The 23,699-nt window shown below is 49.8% G+C and carries 15 protein-coding genes, 1 tRNA gene and 3 pseudogenes; 6 read left to right on the top strand and 13 right to left on the bottom strand.

Annotation, left to right across the window (positions count from 1 at the left end; translation table 11 throughout):
* Nucleotides 1-344: 344 nt before the first annotated feature.
* Entirely contained in the window at nucleotides 345-785 is a 441-nt protein-coding gene (locus ACMWKA_RS16420; RefSeq protein WP_349705538.1) for an acetyltransferase, read from the top strand.
* Here the strand turns inward: ACMWKA_RS16420 and ACMWKA_RS16415 are convergent.
* Entirely contained in the window at nucleotides 782-1,810 is a 1,029-nt protein-coding gene (locus tag ACMWKA_RS16415; protein ID WP_047024215.1) for a virulence RhuM family protein, read from the bottom strand. The genes ACMWKA_RS16420 and ACMWKA_RS16415 overlap by 4 nt on opposite strands.
* Before the next feature lie 58 nt (nucleotides 1,811-1,868).
* Nucleotides 1,869-2,210: a SymE family type I addiction module toxin gene (locus ACMWKA_RS16410; RefSeq protein WP_038982749.1), complete on the bottom strand. Its 342-nt coding sequence runs from the start codon at nucleotides 2,208-2,210 to the stop codon at nucleotides 1,869-1,871.
* Nucleotides 2,211-2,335: 125 nt separating this feature from the next.
* Here ACMWKA_RS16410 and ACMWKA_RS16405 point away from each other — a divergent pair, with 125 nt between their 5' ends.
* Nucleotides 2,336-2,527: a toxin-antitoxin system HicB family antitoxin gene (locus ACMWKA_RS16405; RefSeq protein WP_028028019.1), complete on the top strand. Its 192-nt coding sequence runs from the start codon at nucleotides 2,336-2,338 to the stop codon at nucleotides 2,525-2,527.
* A 42-nt stretch (nucleotides 2,528-2,569) separates the two neighbouring features.
* Here the strand turns inward: ACMWKA_RS16405 and ACMWKA_RS16400 are convergent, their stop codons facing one another.
* Both ACMWKA_RS16400 and ACMWKA_RS16395 read right to left on the bottom strand, forming a co-directional pair.
* Nucleotides 2,570-2,863 carry a contact-dependent growth inhibition system immunity protein gene (locus ACMWKA_RS16400; protein ID WP_020686479.1) on the bottom strand — a complete coding sequence of 98 codons (294 nt, stop codon included), beginning with the start codon at nucleotides 2,861-2,863 and terminating at the stop codon, nucleotides 2,570-2,572.
* Between the two features lie 7 nt (nucleotides 2,864-2,870).
* Nucleotides 2,871-3,695 carry an RNase A-like domain-containing protein gene (locus ACMWKA_RS16395; protein WP_414760427.1) on the bottom strand — a complete coding sequence of 275 codons (825 nt, stop codon included), beginning with the start codon at nucleotides 3,693-3,695 and terminating at the stop codon, nucleotides 2,871-2,873.
* A 1,000-nt stretch (nucleotides 3,696-4,695) separates the two neighbouring features.
* Here ACMWKA_RS16395 and ACMWKA_RS16390 point away from each other — a divergent pair.
* Nucleotides 4,696-6,483 (top strand): ATP-binding protein, encoded by a 1,788-nt coding sequence (locus ACMWKA_RS16390; protein ID WP_414760426.1) that lies wholly within the window; start codon nucleotides 4,696-4,698, stop codon nucleotides 6,481-6,483.
* Nucleotides 6,484-6,594: 111 nt separating this feature from the next.
* On the opposite strand, the pseudogene ACMWKA_RS16385 reads toward ACMWKA_RS16390, so the two are convergent.
* Nucleotides 6,595-6,774 (bottom strand): annotated as a pseudogene (locus ACMWKA_RS16385) (primase-like DNA-binding domain-containing protein); the annotation flags it as partial.
* Here ACMWKA_RS16385 and ACMWKA_RS16380 point away from each other — a divergent pair.
* Nucleotides 6,774-7,076: pseudogene (locus ACMWKA_RS16380) on the top strand (phage polarity suppression protein); the annotation flags it as partial. The pseudogenes ACMWKA_RS16385 and ACMWKA_RS16380 overlap by 1 nt on opposite strands.
* 225 nt (nucleotides 7,077-7,301) lie before the next feature.
* On the opposite strand, the gene ACMWKA_RS16375 reads toward ACMWKA_RS16380, so the two are convergent.
* The 3 genes and pseudogenes from ACMWKA_RS16375 to ACMWKA_RS16365 form a co-directional block, all read right to left on the bottom strand.
* Nucleotides 7,302-10,022 carry an SIR2 family protein gene (locus ACMWKA_RS16375; RefSeq protein WP_414760425.1) on the bottom strand — a complete coding sequence of 907 codons (2,721 nt, stop codon included), beginning with the start codon at nucleotides 10,020-10,022 and terminating at the stop codon, nucleotides 7,302-7,304.
* Nucleotides 10,023-10,025: 3 nt separating this feature from the next.
* Nucleotides 10,026-11,157: pseudogene (locus tag ACMWKA_RS16370) on the bottom strand (tyrosine-type recombinase/integrase).
* Nucleotides 11,158-11,341: 184 nt separating this feature from the next.
* Nucleotides 11,342-11,436 (bottom strand) — tRNA-Sec (locus tag ACMWKA_RS16365).
* A 328-nt stretch (nucleotides 11,437-11,764) separates the two neighbouring features.
* Between ACMWKA_RS16365 and yicI the strand changes: the two genes are divergently transcribed.
* Entirely contained in the window at nucleotides 11,765-14,083 is a 2,319-nt protein-coding gene (yicI, locus tag ACMWKA_RS16360) for an alpha-xylosidase (RefSeq protein ID WP_414760424.1), read from the top strand.
* Between the two features lie 60 nt (nucleotides 14,084-14,143).
* Here yicI and ACMWKA_RS16355 read toward each other — a convergent pair whose 3' ends face one another.
* Both ACMWKA_RS16355 and xanP read right to left on the bottom strand, forming a co-directional pair.
* Nucleotides 14,144-15,847: an AsmA family protein gene (locus ACMWKA_RS16355; RefSeq protein WP_414760423.1), complete on the bottom strand. Its 1,704-nt coding sequence runs from the start codon at nucleotides 15,845-15,847 to the stop codon at nucleotides 14,144-14,146.
* A gap of 119 nt (nucleotides 15,848-15,966) precedes the next feature.
* A complete protein-coding gene (gene xanP / locus ACMWKA_RS16350) occupies nucleotides 15,967-17,358 on the bottom strand; it encodes a xanthine/proton symporter XanP (protein ID WP_014830139.1) in 1,392 nt (463 codons plus the stop codon).
* Between the two features lie 225 nt (nucleotides 17,359-17,583).
* Here xanP and gltS point away from each other — a divergent pair, with 225 nt between their 5' ends.
* Nucleotides 17,584-18,786, top strand: a complete 1,203-nt coding sequence (gene gltS, locus ACMWKA_RS16345) for a sodium/glutamate symporter (protein ID WP_013094878.1) — start codon at nucleotides 17,584-17,586, stop codon at nucleotides 18,784-18,786.
* A 2-nt stretch (nucleotides 18,787-18,788) separates the two neighbouring features.
* Here gltS and recG read toward each other — a convergent pair whose 3' ends face one another.
* From recG to spoT, 3 genes are read right to left on the bottom strand one after another with little or no spacing between them, the layout of a single operon-like run.
* A complete protein-coding gene (gene recG / locus ACMWKA_RS16340; protein WP_014830141.1) occupies nucleotides 18,789-20,870 on the bottom strand; it encodes an ATP-dependent DNA helicase RecG in 2,082 nt (693 codons plus the stop codon).
* A 3-nt stretch (nucleotides 20,871-20,873) separates the two neighbouring features.
* Complete coding sequence (trmH, locus tag ACMWKA_RS16335; protein ID WP_020686483.1) at nucleotides 20,874-21,563, bottom strand: tRNA (guanosine(18)-2'-O)-methyltransferase TrmH; 690 nt, start codon at nucleotides 21,561-21,563, stop codon at nucleotides 20,874-20,876.
* 4 nt (nucleotides 21,564-21,567) lie between these two features.
* On the bottom strand, nucleotides 21,568-23,682 hold the full coding sequence (spoT, locus tag ACMWKA_RS16330; RefSeq protein ID WP_013094882.1) for a bifunctional GTP diphosphokinase/guanosine-3',5'-bis pyrophosphate 3'-pyrophosphohydrolase: 2,115 nt from the start codon (nucleotides 23,680-23,682) through the stop codon (nucleotides 21,568-21,570).
* Between the last annotated feature and the right edge of the window lie 17 nt (nucleotides 23,683-23,699).

Below are 23,699 nucleotides of genomic sequence, written 5' to 3'. Positions count from 1 at the left end.
CTCAGTCGCCACCACCCTGGCGACCCGGGCTCCCGGCGGTAAATCGCCGCTTCGCGGTGCCCTCGGCTTATTCCTTCCGGCTTATCGGGGACGGGCGGATGTAACGTCCATGTAAAGCCGCCCTCTCGGCGCATCCCTGCGCCTCGCCCCGGCCTGCAGGAAACGCCTCAGCGATTTACAGCCGGACCAGGGCGTCGCTGTAAGTCATTTATTTTCCTGAAACAACATTCATCGCTTTCGGTAAAAAATTACTGGGGATTCCTCAGCCCTGTGGGAGAGGGTGAGGGGGAGCAGCACGCACAGCGTGACTTGCATTAGTTCGGTTTTCCAAACATGATCCCCTCATGAAAATAGAAACCGCACATCCCTCACACTTCGAACGCCTGGTCGCAATCTGGGAATCTTCCGTTCGCGCTACCCATCACTTTTTACAGGAAAGCGATATCGCGGCTCTGCGCCCGCTATTGCTCAACGCGTATCTGCCAAACCTCACCGTCGTGTTGGCCCGCGATGATGCAGGTGTTATCCACGGCTTTTTAGGCGTGGATGAAAACCGCATTGAAATGCTGTTTGTTGATGATGCGAGCCGGGGAAAGGGCGTGGGGAAATTACTGCTGCACTATGCCATCGCAGAGTTTGGCGTAAACGAAGTGGATGTGAATGAGCAAAACCCGCAGGGCGTCGCGTTTTATCGCCATATGGGGTTTGTGCAGGTCGGCCGCTCAGAGGTTGATGGGCAGGGGAATCCGTTTCCGTTGCTGCATATGCGGTTGAATAGGGATTAGCGCTTAGCCTGCTTATCCCATTTTAATAAGCCGACAATATCTTTCTCTCCCTCGGCTTCTTTCAGCAGGCGCTGCTTCTTTTCATACTCAATGTATTCTGAACACGCCTTTTCATCCGCCGCTTTTTTGCTGATTTTGCCTGCGCCTTCTAAAACGTCCCGGTCGTTAAATTGCAGGAACTGATCGAGTTTGGTTTGCCAGTCTCGTAAAAATACCTGCTTGCGGCGTTTGGCCTGATCTTCAGCAAAGTCGAGCCACATATTAACGACACGATTTAGTTCGCTGACTTCATCCTGAGACAGATAATTTTTTGCTGTGGTGACATCGCTTTTACGGACTTCTTCGCCTTTATAGCTGGTCAGCCCCATATACGGTTGCGTGGCGTCCGCACGCTGGTGAATCAACTCAGCGGCGGTAAGGCCGGTGCAGGCAAAATGCAGTTTATTCTGGATGGTCTGGAAGAATTGCGTGGTTTCTTTGAGTGACGGCTGATAGTCAGCGGCTAATGCAAAAATCTCCCTCACACGGAGATAAACCCGGCGTTCGCTGGCCCGTATATCGCGAATGCGTTCCAGCATTTCATCGAAATAGTCAGGTACGGCGGATGATCCCACAGGCGGGTTTTTCAGGCGCTCGTCGTCCATAACGAAGCCTTTTACCAGATATTCCTGCAGCGTTTGGGTGGCCCACTGGCGGAACTGTGTTCCTCGCGTGGAGCGGACGCGATAGCCGATGGCGAGAATGACGGGCAGGCTAAAATATTGAACGTTATATACTTTACCATCGCTGGCAGTTGTTCGGTAAAACCGAACAACTGAATTTTCGACCAGCTCACCCTCATCAAAAATATTCTTGATATGCCCACTGATCGTTGCTTTGGCTTTGCCGTATAACTCACAGATCGTAGCCTGTGAGAGCCACAAAGTATCGCTTTCGAAGCGGCATTCAATGCGAACTTTTCCATCCTTGCTGGCAAACATGACGAACTCACCGGCTGGTGAATTGATTAATTCTTCATATGTCATGCTGCCCCCACCCTATAAGGTTGATGTCGGTAAGTTCGTAGTATGCCAGAAACAGCCGCTAAGCCAGGTGGTTTGTATTTGTTTTTGCGAGGCGCTTTCCAGCACGCGGAGTTTGGATGGCTGTAAGCGCGTTCTCTATCTCAATAAGCTTTGCTTTCGTCCGTTTATAATCATCCTGCAACCTCTGCTCCTGCTCGTTATACGCCACCAGAACGATGCATCCTTTCATGACTTTTATCGTGACTTGCTGCCCAGTATCAAAACCCGCCGCGCGCAGCCACTTGCCGGAAAGGATGATTTTCGGCGTGGATTTGTCGAAAACATTCGGCCGGTATCCCACAATTAACGAACGCTCGGTTCCGGATTGGTCGGTGTCTGGGGTAGAATGCGAATCAGCCATAATCAACTCCTTGATAGTTGGTGAGGTTAGACGCTCCTGATGTGTTCCCGCACATCGGAGCGTTGCTAGTAGAGGAGGTTTAGGTGGCCTCCTATATGGTTCAGAGTAGATGGATAGGTGGCCTCATGTCAATCATATCGCGCGAAAAAAAACCAAAAGGCGGTGGGCAGTCCCCGCAATTTAAGATGCGTATTGATCCGGCGTTGAAGGAGCAGTTGGATGCCGTGGCGGCTGAGGAAGGGGTGAGTCTCGCCAGTTGGTTGAAGGAACTGGCGAGGGAGGCTTTACGACGAAAAGGCCTGGAGCCAAAGGGATAATTCACTACGGGTTCATCGCACTTCGACAATGAGTCGCGGTTGCTAAGCAAGCGCAAGTCTGCGAACCGTCATCAGGAAGTCGTAAGAGGTCGTCTCCCACAGCTCAGGCGAAAAATCAAATCCATATCGGCTTTTGAACTCATCATCCAGCTTGTCTCCGTAACACTCAATAAAATTATCAATCTCTTCGGCTAGCTCTTTTAACAACCAACCAGGTGCCGTCTTTTTAAATAGCCCAATTATTCCCTCAATTGTATCCTCACCATCATTAATGAGGTCATAATCCTGATTGAAGTAACCATGAATCAACTGATCAAGATGATAGAAATTTTGCATAATTCACCTACGGGGTCGGGAATGCAGTAAGGATATAGTAAGGCTTACCATTATATTCTTTCAGCTCAATAACAATCCTCACACTTCGCATGCTGATACGCTGTGTACTACCTCGTGAAAACCCATATCCAATCTCCTGACCTGCCGGGTAAACTATAGTAAGGCGCCCCCCTCTGTTTCCCCCGTCAAGTAATGATTTTATATTTGCTCGATTATAATATATTGCTCTTGATATAACGCTTTCTGCAACGTTTAAATTTTTAAATGTTGAAGACATTATGAGTCGCTTATTCTGCTCGAATCGGGCAAGTAACTCATTATCCGTTTTTCCAACATGATTTGCGAGTGTATGGCCACCGGGTTTAAGACCTGTAACAGATTCATGCTGGATAAGTTTGATACGACCAGCTTTAACGGCTGCTACTCTTGCGGCACCGATAGCCGCTGCAAACCCGAGTGGAACAGCAATATCAACCGTCATGCCGATATTGAGAGCCGTATTTTCATCAGCCCCAAGCTCCTTTGCAGCACGAACGGCAAGCTCGTATGTTGCAGAGCGGGTATCCTGTCCGGTTATTGCTTGTCTGGCTGCACTTTGAATGGCGTCAAGACTATGTGCACCCACAACCACACATCCCGCTTTCGTGAGGCCAGTTGGTTCTGGTGCAATACAAAGTGCCGTAGCTCCGGCCATTTCTACTGCTCCAAGTAAAACGCCAAGCCCCCCCAGTAATCGGTTACTTAGCGTTTCCGCTTCTGTCACGCTCTTATCTGAAAGCACCGCCGCCAGTTGTACCGGTGACATAACGACGGTCATTCCACCTTCTTCCATAATATAATTCCATCACCATATCCTTACCCGATAATAACCATAAATATCTTCGTTTGGTAAGAATAAATTCCTAATCTGTCTTTCTTGTTAAATTACGAAATAATAGTAGATGTAAAAGGATCGGCTATTGCCGGTCTGGGATTTCAGCATTCGCTGCGGGAGCGGAGCACTTTGGTTGTCAATAGTCGCTCTACTATTTGAGTGAGTGGTTGGTCTGGATCCCTGTTTGGAGAGCCGCGGTTGCGCATGTTTCTGTACACGTTATTGTTGTCAAAAAAGTTATTAGTTTACGGGCAGCAGATCACATTTAAAATGCGTGGCCGTCAGTGCCAGGTGTATAAGCCAAAATTGTTTATAAAAGATCTATACGCAGTGCTATTTATTTAATATTGATTCAAAGTTAGCTTGTCGGACTGCTACGGATCAATGAATAACAATGTGAATGAAAGTAGAGATTTTTTAGACTTTCGTGGATAGTTGCGGACGAACTTTTGGCGATCATAGAAGTCAATAATGAATCGTAACCTAATGAAAATTTTATATTTGTGAAATAAGTTATACGCATTCCTATACACATTCGCAGTAAGTTTGTTTAGTGATCTTGGTCAGTATAACTAATTTCTATAAACACTATTTAAGTTGTTCATATCAACATTTTTCTTATTTTTCAATTGTATATGGAGTGAAAGGACGGTGGATAGTGAACACTTGATTACTCGTTTTTTAGCATCAAGTGTTGTAAATTATTATTCATACTATGCAAGTCCGTTTAAGATTTAGGGGGGGGATGTAATGATAAATCTTTCGATAAAATTATCATAAAAGATTTGCATAGTATCTTGTAAGCGGCATTAAACGTGCTATATGCTCCAATGCTCTTTTTTTGCTACAAAAATCACATATTAAAAAAAATTAATTATAAATGCCATGATTTTTTTATATATTTGAATGCATTTTAATAAGCTGTATTCATTATCCAATATGAAAATGGTAATAAAATATGAGACTTGAAAAGTTAATCTTAAAAAATTTTCGTGGCTATCAAGGCGAACACAGCATAGATATAAACTCTTTAACAGCTTTAGTTGGGCGTAATGATGTTGGTAAAACAACAATCTTAGATGCTCTTGGGATCTTCTTCGAACATAAACTATGTAAATATGATACAACTGATAAGTGCGTAGATTGTATTGATAACGATGATGTTGCGATTGGTTGTATTTTTTCTGAAGTTGATGTGCCTATAATATTAGATGCAACATCCATAACCAGTCTTAAAGAAGAATATTTATTAAATAGTGAAGGTAAGTTAGAAATATATAAAATTTTTGTGAAAGGAAAAGGTAATGGAAGCGTTCAGGCCAAATGCATAGCCCCCTCAGTTAAAGGAGCAAAATCGCTACTCACTAAAAAAAATGATGAACTCAAAACAATAGCTGAATTAATTGGTGTAAATGAAGCAGATAAAAGATCAAATGTTAGCTTAAGGAAAGAAATTTACAAAGAGATTGGTGATTTGAAGCTCAAAGAGGCTTTTATTAAATTGAATGCAGAAGAAGGCAAGGTTATTTGCGAAAAAATATATGAAAAATTACCTCACTTTGCTTTATTTCGTGCAGATAGACCGAGTACAGATGAGGAATCGGAAGTGCAAGATCCGATGAAATCGGCGGTGCTAACAGCGTTGCAAAAAATTGATGATCAACTTGAATTAATTAAGGATAGCGTTAAGGATCATGCAATTTCCGTAGCCGGAAATACAATTAAACACTTACATGATATTTCTCCCAATTTAGCTTCAAGTTTAATTCCTAAATTCAAAGTAGAACCTAAATGGGAGAATATTTTTAAACTTTCATTGGAAGATGAAAGAGGAATAGCTATCAATAAGCGTGGGAGTGGTGTCAGACGTTTAGTCCTTATTAGCTTTTTCAAAGCCGAAGCTGAAAGGCTACAAAAGGAATTTCCTGAAAAAGGGGTGATTTATGCGATTGAAGAACCAGAAACATCTCAACATCCAACTAATCAACGCTTACTCATTGAAGCCTTCCAGGAGTTAGCCAATTCAGAAAAATGTCAGGTTTTAATTACAACTCACGTACCAGCACTTGTAGAAATGATACCAACAGAATCACTACGTCATATAACCAAAACCCTTGATAACGGTTTGGAAATTAAAAATGGAAATGATATCGTTTTAAAAAACATTGCTAATGATCTTGGCGTATATCCTGATAGTAGAGCTTCTGTATTAGTTTGCGTAGAAGGTCCTAATGATATAATTTTCTTAAAAAACATTGGCAAGATATATCTTGATAATGGTGTTGCTAATATTCCAGATATGATGAATGATCCAAGAATAGTTTTTATCCCCATGGGAGGTCACACTCTCAAAGATTGGGTAAATAATAATTATCTAAGAACTTTGAAAAAACCTGAGGTTCACATTTACGATCGTGATATAACGACTCCACCTCAGTATGAAGCTGAGTTCACAGCGGTTAATTCACGAGCTGATGGATCTATTGCATTTATGACCTCTAAGCGTGAAATGGAAAATTATCTACATCCCGATGCTATTCGTGCGGTTTTTAATATAGATATAGCCATTGAGGATACTACAGATGTATCGACCGAAGTTTCTGCCTTGACTCGTTTCAACGAGAGCAAGGCTAAGAAAAAAATCAACAAGTTTGCCACAGCGAAAATGACGTATGAAATGCTAAATGCACGCGATCCGGATGGCGAGGTTATCATGTGGTTTAATGCCATTCACGAAAGGTTATAACTTTTCTAATTTGTATAGAATTTTAAATAAGTAAAAGTGGTTGTTTGTACGCTAGAGCATTTAGTACAAAGACCGGTCATGGCCGGTCTTTACAGATTATTAGGTCACAGACTAATCACATTTCGGTAGCCAATCTGCATTGCTTTTCACCCTAATAATTAAATTTGTCTGCATTCTTTGGTTCGTTCGTCGCTTTTCATAATTCAGGCCGTATTCTTTAAGCATCGCTGGTAGCCCTAGTCCAAATATTTTTAGGCTGAGTACGTTTCTGTATCCGTTGACCTCCATATAACCGTCTGAATGATTTTATGCAGGCGCACGGAGCGGAGCTGGCCGCCGCCCTTGCCCAGGAGCTAATGAATTATTCCGGGCAGCATTCCACCATTCAGCGCTGCGCCATGCAGCACTCGGTCGACTATCTGCGTGAGGCGCTACAGGTCTGGCTGGCCGTCGGTGAAAAAATTAATTATTCGGAGCAGGATCATGACATTTTAACGACCATCGGATTCAGGCCTGACGCGGCCTCGTGCGATGATAATCGTGAAAAATTCATACCTGAACAGAGCGTGAATTACACCCACCGACGCGCATAACTGGCCGCGCAATAGTCCTTTCAAAAATTCCCGAAAACACCGCTATTTTCCTGTAAAAAAGCCATGCATGCATAAGGTGCATGGTTTTGCATGCGTTTTTCCGACACTAGATCCCCCGTCAGCTCCAGCACTGGCGTTCCCTGAGGCCGCCCATGAACCTGCATTAGAAGCGCCCCCTTAAGCGGGTAGGCGGGGCGGGGAGAGCATTACGCGCCGAGAAAGAAATTATTTATAATTATTAATTACTTCCTCAATCTTCGAGAGAACGGGTGAAAAATCACTTAAATTTAGTTTATTAACTATGTGGCGCAATAAATTTCTGATTGACTCTGCTTCAGAGTTAAAGGTAAATCCTTTATAGTTTTCAATGATTTTAGTAACTCTCTCAGGAAGATCGTCATAATTATCAGAAATTTCCGAGGCTAATAAAAATAATTCAAACTTAATTTTTCTCTCTTCACTAAAATCAACAGTTGAGGTATTTTTGATGAATGTTTTTATCTTTTCCCTGATTTCTCCAGTAGTTATTCTATACAGGTCATATAGTATGGTTTCTACAGCTCTTGCTCTGTCTGCATTTGAATATGAACTAATCTCAACTAATAACTTATCAATCTTATCAGCGTCTTCAATATTGATGCCTAAGTTTTTCGCCACAGAGAAAATATTAGCAAGGCCACGATTGACTATAGCTATTAACTCATACCCGCCAATATTTCTGCTTATCAGCTTTTCGAGAATCGTATCAATTAAGGATTTGATTCCGTCAATAGATGAGTTCTCATCTTTAGCGTTATACCTTAAGACAATATATTCTGAAATGGCATCATAGAATGCTAGGTTATGATAAGAAGATTTTAGGGTGTCATCTATTGTTTTCAATACTATGGAATCTTGTTCGACAGTTACTTTAGTTAAAGATAGTATCTTTAATGTGTTAATTAGTTTAGTTTCGACCGGGTTAAAAGCCCTTGAGTTTTTACTATATGATTTTGCTAAATTATTGAGCGCTATGAGTATTAACCAGTCTAATTCTTTTGGTTGCACAGATAGTTTTATTGGTTTTTTGTCTTCTTTTCTCAAAAGAAGGGCAAGGGTTTTCTCGTCAATATAGTTAATGCAGGAGTATAATTCTAGCTTTGTTAAATAAAGTTCGCCCTTGCCAGCATTTTTTATGATTTTTATTTCAATGACCTTTCGAATTACATCTTTGAATTCTTTGTATACATCGATCAAACAACCATTTTTTAATACAAATATTATAAGGTTTTCAAATAGAAAATCCGTTTTGTAAAGATCCCCGTCAACTAATAACTTTGTATTTCTTTTTCTAATGTCACTATATTTTGTTAATAGTGAACTAACGGTATAATGAAGGCTTAGCAAATAATCAAACGTTACTAGGTCGTATATGACTGAAACAGTCTTTTTTATGTTTCTCGGAAGGTTGTCATATAACTCATGAATTTTGTTTTCTTCGAGAGTTGAATAGTTATCTTTGTCACTTGAAAACCCATACTTCAAACGATTTAGTATAATATTTTGATTGAAAAGCGAAATGAAAATGTTCGCATAGTCTTTTTGCCTTATTTCTTCCGAAAGTTCGTCCTCAATGATGCTATAAGCTTCATCAAGTTTATTTAACTGGAAGCAATTATATTGCCTGGATTTATCAATGTTATTAATTAAATTGTTCGATCGTGTTGGTGTAATGTTTTCGTAATAATTGAAGTTTATTTCTTTGTCGATTTTGATTAATGAATCATTTTGCAATATTTCAGAGGTTAGTAATGCTCTATCATGCTTATCATTTACAATGACACCATATATACTAGCTTTTTTGAATATAAAAAATAATTTTTGAAGTTGAGATTTATACTTTTCAATCTTTCCATCATCATTAAGGATACTTACGAATTTTTTATAAAATCCTCTAAGCTCTATATTGTTGTCACTAGAGGTTACTTCAGTATCGTAAAATCGCAATAAAGCTTTTGGTCCATTATCTTCAATATACATTAAACCACAATTAGTAAAACATCTTGTGATCTGCTCGGCAAGAATTGCATTTAGAGAATGTAGCGATTTTACTCTTGAATAAATAACGTTAATTATTTCTATATCACTTAAGTTTGTGCATAACTCAAGGCTGTTTAAGTTATGGAGAAAAGTATATAACTTGTTTGAGTATGAATCATTGTTAAAAGGCTTATGTTTTTCATCGGCTAAAATAATTGTAGTAATACCATGGCTTTCAAGATACTTCCTTTGCGCTGGGATATCTTTAAATACAACAAGATACATTGGTGGTCTTACAGATGAATGATTTTGAGTCCACTTGATGATTTGTTTGAGATCTATATCATTATATGAATATCCCAAGAACAGCACAGTATGCGTAGATATGATACTCTTAACATAGTTTTCAATTAACGGGAAGTTGTAGCTATAATTCAAATAATCATCTTCTTTAAAGACAATATTGTGATTTTTAAAATCACCATGCATTTTTATTAACTTTTTTCCTAGATAAGACTTCATCAAATCTTTATCACTGCTTATTACATTGTAAAAATAAGTTTTAGCATTTATAGCTGTTTCAAGTAGCGTATCCCAATTTGTAGTAATAACAGAGTGAGGGCTCAACTTAAATATTAGGTCATGGATTTTTGAATGAGGAATATTATCAGGAAAGAAATCTTTGATTTTTTTATAGTAAAGATGCTCACCAAATGTGAGATAATAAAGTTGTGCGATTTTTAGATAATCTGTTTCCCCCTCAATATTTAGATCTGATATGAGTGAGTCAATTAAATCTCCCCATGTAGGCATTTTTATGGTTTTTGTTTCAGATGACTTTGACACTCCAGCCCCAACAAAAATAGCTAAAGACTCCTCGTCCTTCGCTCTTAATATATTAGCTATATGTTTATTAAATAAGTCCATTTCTTATGCCCCCAGGGAGTATTTATCAGAATACCATCGCATCATTTTTTTTCTGTGCTCAATGTATTGAGCGTGATTGTAAGTCCCGCGAATACTGTTTTTATGAACATGTGCCAACTGCATCTCAATCCATGCACTATCAAATCCTTGTTTATGTAGGATTGTCGACATTGTATGCCTAAAACCGTGACCTGTAGCACGTCCTTTGTAACCAAGTAACTCAATCACTTGCGATACGCTTTCTTTCGAGATCGGTTTGCTGCGGTTGTGCCTGCCAGTAAAGATGGAAGGGTAATGGCCGGTTATAGGTTTTAGCTGTTTAAAAAGGTCTACTACCTGAGAAAATAAAGGAACAATGTGAGGCCTACGCATTTTCATACGTTCCGCTGGTATCTCCCATATACCTTTTTCGAGGTCTACTTCTTCACACGTAGCAAAGCGCATCTCCTGCGATCGTATACCAGTCAGCATGACTATCTTCGTAGCATTTTTGGTGATGATGCTACCGGTATACGCTTCAAGATCTCTAACAAAATGTGGCAACTCTTCGGCGTATAAAAAAGGATGATGCAATTGCTTAGGAACGGCCAGTGCGATAGCTAAATCAGGAGCTGGGTTGTATTCAGCCCGACCTGTGATAATCGCATAGCGATAAACCTCACCGCATCTTTGGCGCACTTTTCTGGTCTTATCCAGCGCTCCACGTTTTTCGATTCGTCGCAATACTTCAAGCAGTAATAGGACGTTTACCAATGAACGGAACACATCTTGCTCAAATGTCTTAATCATTTTTTCGCGATAGGCCACTGTCCAGCGGTCAGCTTTGTTAGTGTGCCACTCTCGACATATAGCCTCGAATGATTTTTCTGTTGAGAGTTTCTGTGCCAGTTTTTGGGCTTTCCGATCTTCAACGGAGTCAATGCCACTAGCAACTTTCTTACGGGCGGTGTCACGCTTCTCACGTGCTTCTGCAAGGCTTACCAAATTGTAGTTGCCAAATGACATTAACCGCGCTTTCCCGGCAAAGCGGAAACGGAAACGCCAGACCTTCGAGCCATCGGGATTGATAAGCAACGACAGGCCTTGCCCGTCGTTCAATGTGTATGGATTTGTCTTGGGGCTTTGCTCGTTTGATTTATATATCTGTAAGTGCCATGTGTATAAGTCAAAAATGTGTATAAAAAATCTATACACATCACTATACATATATTTCATGGATTCAGGGTGATCTTGTCGGATCTGCTACGGATGATTAATCTACAATGGTAATTGAAAATAAAGGGTTTTTAAGACTTTCTCGGATGGATGAGGAGTAACTTTGGCGGAAGATCACAGGAGTCGAACCTGCCCGGGAACGCTGGCGTCCCCAACTGGATTTGAAGTCCAGCCACCTCACCGGAGATGACGATCTTCCGCGCCTGCATTGCTACATGGAGGCGGGGCGCATTATAGCTACTTTCAGACATTTACCACATACCCCGACACACTTTTTTCACCTCTCTTTTGACCTGAACACCCCCATTTCAGTTAATTCTTAAGAAAATCCTCAGGTTAGCATTTCGTGCTCCGCGACATTTACCCCGATCACAAAAAACAAGAAACGTAATTTGCTAACCAGAAAACGCAATACTCGCTCCTGAAACAATGGTTTAAAACCTCTGTAACCGGTCTCAGTGCCCGTATCGCCACACGGCAGGCATCTGGCGGCCAGCAAAGGATTACAGAACCAGGAGGACGAAAGTATGAAAATCAGTGATGGAAACTGGCTTATTCAACCTGGCCTGACCGTGACGTATCCGGTCCAGGTGTTCGATGTGGAGCAGCAGGGCAATGACCTGGTGGTGTATGTGGCACCGCGTGACGTCCGGGAACGCGCGTGGCAGCTCGATACGTTGATGTTCACCGTCCGGCTCTTCGCACCGCAGGAAGGGATTGTCGGGGTGCGCATCGAGCACTTCCAGGGGGCGCAGGACAAAGGCCCGCACTATCCGCTCAGCGTGCTGAAGGACGTAAGGGTCGAGACGGTAAATAACGCCGAATACGCCGAGCTGAAAAGCGGAAATCTCAGCGTGCGCGTCACCAAAGGCGAATTCTGGGCGCTCGATTTTCTGCGTAACGGCCAGCGGATCACCGGCAGTGAACTGAAAAACAACGGCTACGTGCAGGACAGCAACACGAATCGCAACTATCTGTTCGAACGTCTGGATCTGGGCGTCGGGGAAACAGTTTATGGCCTCGGTGAGCGCTTTACCGCCCTGGTGCGCAACGGTCAGCAGGTCGATACCTGGAACCGCGACGGCGGCACCAGCACCGAGCAGTCCTACAAAAATATTCCGTTCTATCTCACCAACCGCGGCTACGGCGTGCTGGTCAACCATCCGGAAAATGTGTCGTTTGAAATCGGCTCGGAGAAGGTCTCCAAAGTACAGTTCAGCGTCGAGGGCGAATATCTGGAGTATTTTGTGATCGACGGCCCGACGCCAAAAGCGGTCCTGGACCGCTACACGCAGTTCACCGGTCGTCCGGCGCTGCCGCCAGCGTGGTCCTTCGGCCTGTGGCTCACCACCTCGTTTACCACTAACTACGACGAAGCAACGGTGAACAGCTTCATCGACGGCATGGCCGAACGCGACCTGCCGCTGCACGTCTTCCATTTTGACTGCTTCTGGATGAAGGCCTTCCAGTGGTGTGATTTTGAGTGGGACCCGGTGACTTTCCCGGATCCAGAAGGGATGATCCGCCGCCTGAAAGATAAGGGGCTGAAGGTCTGCGTGTGGATCAACCCGTACATCGGCCAGAAATCGCCGGTGTTTAACGAGCTGAAAGAGAAGGGCTATCTGCTGAAGCGCCCGGATGGCAGCGTGTGGCAGTGGGATAAATGGCAGCCCGGGCTGGCGATTTACGACTTCACTAATCCGGACGCGTGCCGGTGGTACGCCGACAAGCTGAAGGGCCTGGTGGAGATTGGCGTGGACTGCTTCAAAACCGATTTCGGCGAGCGTATCCCGACGGATGTGCAGTGGTTTGACGGTTCCGATCCGCAGAAGATGCACAACCATTACGCCTTCATCTATAACGCGCTGGTGTGGAACGTGCTGAAAGAGACGGTAGGCGAGGAGGAGGCGGTGCTGTTTGCGCGCTCGGCGTCCGTCGGCGCACAGCAGTTCCCGGTGCACTGGGGCGGCGACTGCTATGCCAACTATGAATCAATGGCGGAAAGCCTGCGCGGCGGCCTGTCGATTGGTCTGTCCGGCTTCGGGTTCTGGAGCCACGATATCGGCGGGTTCGAAAACACCGCCCCGGCGCACGTCTACAAACGCTGGTGCGCGTTCGGGCTGTTCTCCAGCCACAGCCGCCTGCATGGCAGCAAATCCTACCGGGTGCCGTGGGCGTACGATGATGAGTCCTGTGACGTGGTGCGCCACTTTACGCAGATGAAATGCCAGCTGATGCCGTACCTCTATCGTCAGGCGGCGCTGGCACGGGAGTGCGGCACGCCGATGCTGCGGGCGATGATGCTGGAGTTCCCGGACGATCCGGCATGTGACTATCTCGACCGTCAGTACATGCTGGGGGATGCCTTGATGGTGGCGCCGGTGTTCTCCGAGGCGGGTGAGGTGCAGTTTTACCTGCCGGAAGGTCGCTGGACGCACTTGTGGCACAACGATGAGGTTCAGGGCTGTCGCTGGCATAAGCAGCAGCACGATTTCATGAGCCTGCCGGTTTATGTGCGCGACAACACCTTGCTGGCGCTCGGTAACAACAAGCACAAACCGGACTACGCCTGGAATGAGGGCACGGCCTTCCAGCTGTTTAACCTGGATGAGGGCGCAACGGCAGTGAGCGAGGTGCCTGCGGCTGACGGTTCGGTGGTATTTACGCTGAAGGCGTCACGCAAGGGCGACACTGTGACCCTTACCGGCGCGGGTGAAGCGCGGAACTGGTCGGTATGCTTGCGCAACGTGCAGAAGGTGAGTGGTGTGAAAGGTGGCTCATACGCGGGAAGCGAGTGGGGCGTGGTGGTGAACGCGGAGGGGGATGAGGTGGTGGCTCACCTTTAATTCCCCTCACCCTAACCCTCTCCCCAAAGGGGCGAGGGAATGGTTTACTCCCTCTCCCTTTCAAGGAGAGGGCTGGGGTGAGGGTGGTGTTGAAACTACACCACCCGTCATGGTCTGCTGAACCTGCTGTTTATCCATATTTACCGCGCTCAGCTTGCCATTTACCGTTGGCTTCAGCGGGGTATTCGCCTGCACACTCCCGCTGGCATTCAGCTGAATATTGCCGTCGCCGCTCACCGGCAGCGCGGGCCAGCCCCACTGCTGCAGGATGTTGAGCGGCACGCCGCGCCCGTTCAGGCTCACCGTGGTCTGTCGTTGCGCAAGCTGAGAAACCGTCGCGGTGGCTTCCAGAATGCCTTTCTCGGTAAAGGCGCTCAGATCGGTGATATTGACCGTGGCGGCGTTAGCGTTCAGCGCCAGCGACGGGCGTCGCACGTCCACGCGGTTAAAGGTGGCTGCTGCGCCGTTTAGCGTGGCGCTGCCGCCCCATACGCCCCATTTGTGGTCCTGCGCCAGCTGCAGGTTAGCCCCATAACCATCAAGAGAGGTGATCTGCCACGGGAACGCGGGATCAATGTCGATCACCAGGTTGCGGCTCAGGCCGAATTTCTTCAGCGTCACGCTGTTCAGCCATTCCGGCAGCGGATCCATCCACAGCGTTTTCCAGTTCTGCGGCAGGGTGTACTCCAGCCCGGCGACGGCGACATCGTCCAGTACCAGCGCTTTACCGTCGCGCAGCCAGTTGCCGGAGGTGCGCACCATGCCCCCTTCCCAGCGGGAGGTGAACTGGCGCAGCGCCACGCCCTGCGGAGAGAATTCCGCATTCAGGATCGGGTCGAACAGATGCAGCGAGCCGTAAATAAATTCGCTGGCATTCATGGATAAACGCCCGTCCTGGCTCTGCCAGTCTCCTTTGCTCAGCGTCAGGTTGCGCAGGCTGAGATCCAGATCGGTTACGGCCCAGTCTGGCCCCTGCAGGCGCGCATCGGTGACTTCCAGGCGGCCAATCTGCAAGGAGGGGATGGTATTGAGCGGCGCGAAGAAATCCAGCAGCGATTTATCGCTCTGCAGGCGGATCTCGTTCAGGCGCATGGTGTCGATGACCCAGCTTCCGTCGGCGTTGCGCAGGGCGGAGCCGGTAAGCGAGCCGCGCGCCATATCGGCACCGATGGTGTTCAGCACCACCTCCTTGCCGTTCAGCTGGCCCTGGATCAGCACGTTAGTGGCCGGTACCCCGTTCAGGGTGAGCGAACCCGCGCTCATCTGGATCTGCGCATTTTTGCCCAGCACGTTACCCGCTTCTGGCTGCCACGGGCTGACACCGCCCGTCACTTTTTGCGCGCTTAAATCCCACTCCGTGTTGGGGCTGTTGAAGGCCATGTTGTTTAGCTGCAGACGGTCTGCCTGGAAGGGCATCGGCGCGGTCTGCGGAGAGAGGTTCAGCGTGCCATCGACCAGGGTGATGGTGTCCATATGCAGCGGATCGGTGAGCTGTCGGCTGCCAAGACCAATATCGACTTTTTTAGCCACCAGCGTGGCGGGCTGACCGTCGCGGCCAAAGGTGACGTTTTCCAGAAGGATGTGGGAAGGCGACGAAAAGCGGTGGTCCATCAGGTCGAAACTGAGTTCGTAATCGGTGTTCACCGTTACCCAACTGCTGACCTGTGACGCACCCCAGCGGGTCTGAAGCAGAAAATAGAGTGCCAGCAGCACAAGGAGCAGGGCTACCAGAAGATAGACGAGCAGCTTTCCAATAAATTTCATGGTCTTCCTTCCCGCGAAACGTACATAAAGGAGTTATGCACGATTTACGCGCAATGCTCAAGGCGGGAATGGTGTAAAGAGATGTCACGGCAGGCATTGACAGCCTGCCGTGAGGACAATCAGTTTTTCTCTGGCGGGAAAACGAGGTTCAGCACGATAGCGGTGATACCGCCAGCGGCGATGCCGGAAGAGAGCAGGTTTTTCACCCAGTCCGGGGCAAACTGCAGGATCAGCGGCTGCTGAGAAACGCCCAGACCCACGGCCAGCGACAGGGCAATAATCATGATCGCGCGGCGGTTCAGTGGCTCGCGGGAGACGATTCGCACGCCTGAGGCCGCGATAGTACCGAACATCACCAGCGTTGCTCCGCCCAGAACCGGCTCAGGGATGTGCTGCACAAAGCCACTCACGGCCGGGAACAGGCCAAGGACAATCAGCATCAGCGCCACCACAAACCCGACATAACGGCTGGCCACGCCGGTCAGCTGGATCACGCCGTTGTTCTGCCCGAAGCAGGAGTTCGGGAATGTATTAAACACGGCAGAGACAAAGGAGTTCAGACCGTTTGCCAGCACGCCGCCTTTCAGACGCTTCATGTACAGCGGGCCGGACACCGGCTGCTCCGAGACATCGGAGGTGGCGGTGATATCGCCGATGGTCTCCAGGGAGGTGATCATAAAGACCAGCATCAGCGGCAGCAGCAGACCCCAGTCAATGCCCAGGCCGTAGTACAGTGGCGTTGGAACGGTGATCAGCGCGCTGTTGGTCGGCGCGGTGTTTTCCGGCAACATGCCCAGCGCCCACGCCAGCAGGTAACCGGCCGCCATGGCGATCACCAGCGAGGCCACGCGCAGGTACGGGTTACGCTGACGGTTGAGCAGAATAATGATGGCCAGCACCACGCCAGCCAGCAGCAGGTTTTTTGGTGCGCCAAAGGTGTGATCGCTCATTGCGGCATAGCCCCCACCGATGGAGGTCAGCCCCACCTGAATCAGCGACAGACCGATAATCATCACCACCACGCCCGAGACCAGCGGGGTGATGACGCGGCGAGCCAGATGCAGAACACGGGAGATCACCATCTCCGTGCAGCTGGCCAGCATCAGCGTGCCGAACAGCGCCGCCATCATGGTCGGGACATCCGCCCCGCCGGTTTTTAACGCCGTACCGCCCATGATCAGCGGTGCCACAAAGTTAAAACTGGTACCCTGAATCGACAGCAAGCCAGACCCCACCGGACCCCAGGCTTTAATTTGAATAATTGAGGCTACGCCGGAGGCGAAGAGGGACATGCTGATGATGTGCTGCGTATCCTGAGCCGGTAAACCCAGCGCCTGACAGATCAACAGCGCCGGGGTGATCACCGCAACAAACATGGCCAGAAGATGCTGGCAGGCAGCGAAGAGCGTCTGCGGAAGCGGTGGGCGGTCTTCAAGACGGTAAATCAGTTCGCTATTTTGCTTCTGCGCAATCGGTTGCGCATCAGGAGACTCTATGCTGTTAACGGACATCGACGGTAATCCCACGGTGGAAAAGCGGGCATTTTATCTGACCACCTGGTAAAAGCAAACGATTGCCAGCAAAAAAAAGAGAGAAAATCTGCCGGTATGAGCAGGTTTTCTACAACGTGGAGGAAAAAAAAATTACACTTTTCGCGCCGGTAGCTCATGACGAGCATAAGCCGGCCCAGGATAACGCCGCGTGTGTATGGAACACGCGCATAACAGGAGCCTCTTATGATTCATCTCGATACGTTGTCGACCCTTGTTGCCGCAACGCTGGTTCTTCTGCTTGGTCGCAAGCTGGTACACAGTGTTTCCTTTCTGAAAAAGTACACCATTCCTGAACCTGTTGCCGGTGGGTTGCTGGTGGCGCTGGCCCTGCTGGTGCTGAAAAAAAGCATGGGCTGGGAAATCGATTTCGATATGTCCCTCAAAGATCCGCTGATGCTGGCCTTCTTTGCCACTATCGGCCTGAACGCCAACCTGGCGAGCCTGCGCTCGGGCGGTAAGGTGCTGGGCGTGTTTCTGATTGTCGTGGTTGGTCTGCTGCTGATGCAAAACGCCATCGGCATCGGTATGGCGTCTCTGCTGGGGCTGGATCCGCTGATGGGTCTGCTGGCTGGCTCCATCACTCTGTCCGGCGGGCACGGTACCGGGGCGGCGTGGAGTAAGCTGTTTATCGAGCGCTATGGCTTTGAAAACGCAACGGAAGTGGCGATGGCCTGCGCGACCTTTGGTCTGGTGCTTGGCGGTCTGATTGGCGGCCCGGTAGCGCGCTACCTGGTGAAGCACTCCACCACGCCGGACGGCAGACCGGACGATGAACTGGTCCCCACCGCGTTCGAAAAGCCGGACGTTGGCCGCACCATCACCTCGCTAGTGATGATTGAAACAATCGCCATGATCGCCATCTGTCTGACGCTGGGAAAAGTGGTTGCGCAATGGCTGGCGGGCACGGCCTTTGAACTGCCGACCTTTGTTTGTGTGCTGTTTATCGGGGTGATCCTGAGCAATGGTCTGGCCCTGATGGGCTTCTATCGCGTGTTTGAACGTGCGGTCTCGGTGCTGGGTAACGTCTGCCTGTCGCTGTTCCTGGCGATGGCCCTGATGAGCCTTAAGCTGTGGGAACTGGCGTCGCTGGCGCTGCCGATGGTAGCCATTCTGGCGGTGCAGGCGCTGTTTATGGCGCTCTATGCGATGTTCGTTACCTGGCGCATGATGGGCAAAAACTACGATGCCGCGGTGCTGGCGGCGGGGCACTGTGGGTTTGGTCTGGGTGCCACGCCAACGGCAATCGCCAATATGCAGGCAATCACCGAACGTTTCGGGCCTTCGCATATGGCGTTTCTGGTGGTACCGATGGTTGGGGCATTCTTTATTGATATCGTCAACGCGCTGGTGATCAAGCTGTACCTGATGCTGCCGATGTTCGCCTGAGATCAGGCGTTGGAGTAGCGCTCAGTTTCCGGCATCCAGCGCTCAATTAACGCTGCCGCCTGTTCGGGGTAGCGTTCATGAATATGGCGGGCAAGCCGCTGAACTTCAGGGATCATGGCCTGATCGCGCAGCAAATCTGCCACTTTGAATTCGGCGTTCCCGGTCTGACGTGTGCCCAGGAGCTCGCCCGGGCCACGGATCTCCAGGTCTTTTTGCGCAATGACGAATCCGTCATTGCTGTCACGCAGTACCTGCAAACGCATCTGCGCGGTTTTTGAGAGCGGGGCTTTGTAGAGCAGAACGCAGTGTGAGGCCACCGCACCACGGCCCACGCGGCCACGCAACTGGTGTAACTGCGCAAGCCCCAGACGCTCCGGGTTTTCGATGATCATCAGGCTGGAGTTTGGCACATCCACGCCCACTTCGATCACCGTTGTGGCGACCAGCAAATGCAGCTCACCCTGTTTGAAGGATTGCATGACGGCCTGTTTTTCTGCGGGCTTCATGCGCCCGTGCACCAGGCCCACCTTCAGTTCCGGTAGCGCCAGCTTCAGCTCTTCCCACGTTGCTTCTGCGGCCTGCGCTTCAAGCAGGTCAGACTCCTCAATCAGCGTGCAGACCCAGTACGCCTGACGTCCTTCATGGGTGCAGGCGTTGCGCACGCGATCGATGATGTCGCTGCGGCGGGTATCCGGGATGGCCACCGTCGTGACCGGCGTACGGCCCGGCGGCAGCTCGTCAATGGTGGAGGTGTCCAGATCGGCGTAGGCGGTCATCGCCAGGGTTCGCGGAATAGGCGTGGCGGTCATGATCAGCTGGTGCGGATGGAAGCCCTGCTGCAGCCCTTTTTCCCACAGCGCCAGGCGCTGATGCACGCCAAAGCGGTGCTGTTCATCGATGATCACCAGCGCGAGGCCGTTAAACTGCACCTGCTCCTGGAAGATGGCATGGGTGCCGACAATCATCTGCACCTCACCGCGAGCGATGGCGTCCTGTTGCGCAAGACGCGCTTTGCCCTTTTGTTTTCCGGCAAGCCAGCCCACCTCAATGCCCAGCGGGGCGAACCAGGCGCGGAAGTTATTCGCGTGCTGCTCCGCCAGCAGTTCCGTCGGCGCCATCAGCGCCACCTGCTTGCCGTGGGCAATGGCGCGCAGGGCTGCCAGGGCAGCAACCAGCGTTTTACCAGAGCCTACATCGCCCTGCACCAGGCGCATCATGGGCACATCAAGCGCCATATCGCGTTCGATCTCGGCGGTGACGCGCGCCTGGGCACCGGTAGGTTTAAACGGCAGGGAGGCCAGCAGCTTATCCTTGAGCTCATCACGCGGACTTAAGGGTTGGGCATGAAAACGCTGCGCACCGGCGCGCAGCGCCAGCATGCTCAGGTTATGCGCCAGTAATTCCTCAAGGATAAGACGCCGTTGGGCGGGGTGTTTGCCGCTTTCTAAATCGCTGAGCTGCAGCGTGGGCGGCGGGCGATGCAGCGTACGCAGCGCTTCCGGCAGGCTCATCATTCCCTGCGCCAGCTCAGGCGGCAGCAGCTCGGTGATGGCGCAGGTATCGAGTAATTCCAGGGCCTGGTCGGTGAGCTTACGCAGCGTCGCCTGTTTGATACCTTCCGTTGTCGGGTAGACCGGGGTGAGCGTCTCCTGCAGCTCCGGCGTGCTGAGATCGCCCTGCACGCGGTACTCCGGGTGGATCATCTCTGCGCCATATTTCCCGCGTTTGGCTTCGCCATACGCCAGCACCCGGCGGCCTGTTGCAAGGCTGTTTTTCATCGCCGCGTTGAAGTTGAAAAAGCGCATGGTGAGAATGCCGGTGCCGTCGCTGATTTGGCAGGTCATCATCCGGCGGCCGCCAAAGGTGATATTGCAGTTCAGCACCTCACCCTCAACGGTGGCGTAAATCGCGGGCAGCAGATCGCCAATCTTATAAAGTTGCGTGCGGTCTTCATAACGCAGGGGGAGGTGGAGCAGGAGATCCTGCACGGTGTGCAGGCCAATTTTGCCCAGTTTACTGCTTTGCGCCGCGCCCACGCCCGTCAGGCTATTGAGCGGGATGGCATCCAGCAGGCGGCCTTTCATCGGTTACCCTGCGTACTGCATGGTGGCCCACCACCCGGCATCGGCTTCAATTTCGCCCTGCGCGTTGACGTGGGGGTAAGGCAATTTTTTCTGCTTTGCAACACGAGCCAGCACCGGATAGCCGCCTTCAAACAGCAGGCGCTGCTGTTCGTCTTCCGGCAGCATGCTGTTGCTGCGCTCGTACATCCCGGCGTTCTGACGCTGGCGTTGGGCTTCATACAGAATGAGCGCGGAGGCCACAGAGACATTCAGGGACTGCACCATGCCGATCATGGGGATGATGATGTCCTGATCCGCCAGATCCAGCGCTTCCTGAGTGATCCCGGTTTTCTCCTGACCCATCAAAATGCAGGTCGGACGGGTGTAGTCGATCTCGCGGAAATCGACCGCTTTGGCAGACAGGTTGGTGGCAAGAATTTGCATACCGCGACCTTTCAGGTGCGATACGGCTTCTCCGATGGTCTGATGGGTTTTGACGGACACCCAGCTGTTACTGCCTGCGGCTGTCGACGCCATGGTGCGCATGCGGGCACCGGGCCAGACGGCGTGCACTTCATGCACGCCGACGGCGTCTGCGGTACGGACAATGGCAGAGACGTTATGAGGTTTATGGACCTGCTCCATGCAGACCGTCAGATCAGGCTGACGCCTGGCGAGCATTTCGCAGATACGTGCATAACGTTGTGCATTCATAAAACTAGTTTCGGTTTCGGGTGACTTTAATGACGTCCGGCATGACGCGGATCTTGCGCATAATATTTGCCAGATGCACGCGGTCGCGGGCGGTCAGACGAATAAAGGCGCTGTATACGCGGCCATCTTTTTCTTCCGTGTTCAGGCTCTGAATGTTGGAAGAAGCCGTGTTGATCGCTGCCGTCAGGTTCGCCAGGGCACCCTGGTGGTTGAACATATCCACCTTAATTTCGGTGATAAATTCCTGCGCCGTCTCTTTATCCCACTCGACCGCCATAAACTTCTCCGCCTCTTTTTGATAGCCGCGGATGTTACGACAAGATTCATGGTGGATAACCAGCCCTTTGCCCGGGCTGACATGCGCAATAATCGGATCGCCGGGAATTGGACGGCAACACTTCGCAAAGGTGATAAGCACCCCGTCCGCGCCTTTGATCGGCAGATGCGCGTGACCGGATGCGCCAGGTGCGGAAGGTATTGCTTCGCCCTGCTGCAGGTTTTTGGCTACCACGACGCTCATGGCGTTACCCAGCCCAATTTCCGCCAGCAGATCGTCCAGAGAGGTGAGCTTCATCCGGTCGAGTTCACGCTGGATATGTTCTGGTGGGATCTCTGCCAGCTTACGGCTGCCACCCAACGCATGGTTGAGCAGACGACGCCCAAGGCTGACGGAGTCATCACGCTTGAGGTTTTTCAGCAGCTGACGGATTTTGGCGCGCGCTTTGGAGCTCACAACAAAGTTCAGCCAGGCCGCGTTTGGACGTGCGCCCGGTGCGGTGATGATTTCGACTGTCTGGCCGCTGGCGAGCGGTTGAGACAGCGGATAAGGCTGTCTGTCAACGCGTGCGCCTACGCAGGCGTGGCCGATATCGGTATGCACGGCATACGCGAAGTCGACCGGGGTCGCGCCCGCAGGCAGTTCGACAATACGCCCTTCAGGCGTGAAAACGTAAATCTCATCCGGGAAGAGATCGGATTTTACGCTCTCGATAAATTCAAACGAGCTACCCGCACTCTGCTGCAGCTCCAGCAGGCTCTGCATCCAGCGCTGGGCGCGAATTTGTGCCGTGGTGCTGCTTTCACCACCGTGCTCTTTATAGGCCCAGTGTGCGGCGACACCCATCTCCGCCATCTGGTCCATGTCTTCTGTGCGGATCTGCACTTCAACAGGGACGCCATGCGGGCCGATCATCGAGGTATGCAAAGATTGATAGCCGTTCGCTTTTGGTATGGCGATGTAATCTTTCATGCGCCCTGGACGCGGCTTGTAGAGGCTGTGCATCTGCCCCAGCACGCGATAGCAGGTATCGGCGTCGTGGACGATCACGCGGAACGCGTAGATATCCATTATCGAGTGAAAACGCTGCTCTTTGAGCACCATTTTGCAGTAAATAGAGTACAGGTGTTTTTCGCGACCGCTCACGCGGCAGGGAATGCCCGCTTCCTGTAAACGTCCTTCAATTTCCGAGAGGATCTTTTGAATCATCTCTTTACGGTTACCGCGGGCGGCTTTCACCACCTCTTTAATGACGCGATAGCGGTTCGGGTACAACGCTTCAAAACCCAGCTCTTCCAGCTCGGTTTTAATATGATGGATACCTAAACGGTGCGCCAGCGGACTGTAGATTTCGAGGGTTTCACGGGCAATGCGGCGACGTTTGTCCGGGCGGAGTGAGCCCAGCGTGCGCATGTTGTGGGTACGGTCAGCGAGTTTGATGAGAATGACGCGGATATCCTGCACCATCGCCATAATCATCTTGCGAAAGTTTTCGGCTTGCGCCTCTTTCTTGTCGCGGAAGTTCAGCTTATCAAGCTTGGACACCCCTTCCACCAGTTCGGCAACGCTTTTGCCAAACAGCTGTTCCATATCCTGGTAAGTGGCAGGGGTATCTTCGATCACGTCGTGCAGCAGAGCGGCCATCAGCGTTTCATAGTCGAGTTTCATCTCGGCCAGAATACAGGCCACCGCTACCGGGTGCGTGATATAGGGTTCACCGCTTGAACGTGTCTGGCCCTCGTGAGCGTCACGTGCAACGAGATAAGCCTGCTGAAGACGCTTAATCTGGTCTTCAGGCAGGTAGGTTTGAATCAGTTGATTCAGGCTTTCAAACAGATACAAGGGCGACCCGCAGGTTT

It is taken from the genome of Enterobacter sp. 03-F-07-AD-ECC (assembly GCF_047530935.1).
Lineage (GTDB): Bacteria > Pseudomonadota > Gammaproteobacteria > Enterobacterales > Enterobacteriaceae > Enterobacter > Enterobacter cloacae.
Note: the sequence above shows the minus strand (reverse complement) of the source record. Positions and strands in the feature narration are given on the sequence as shown.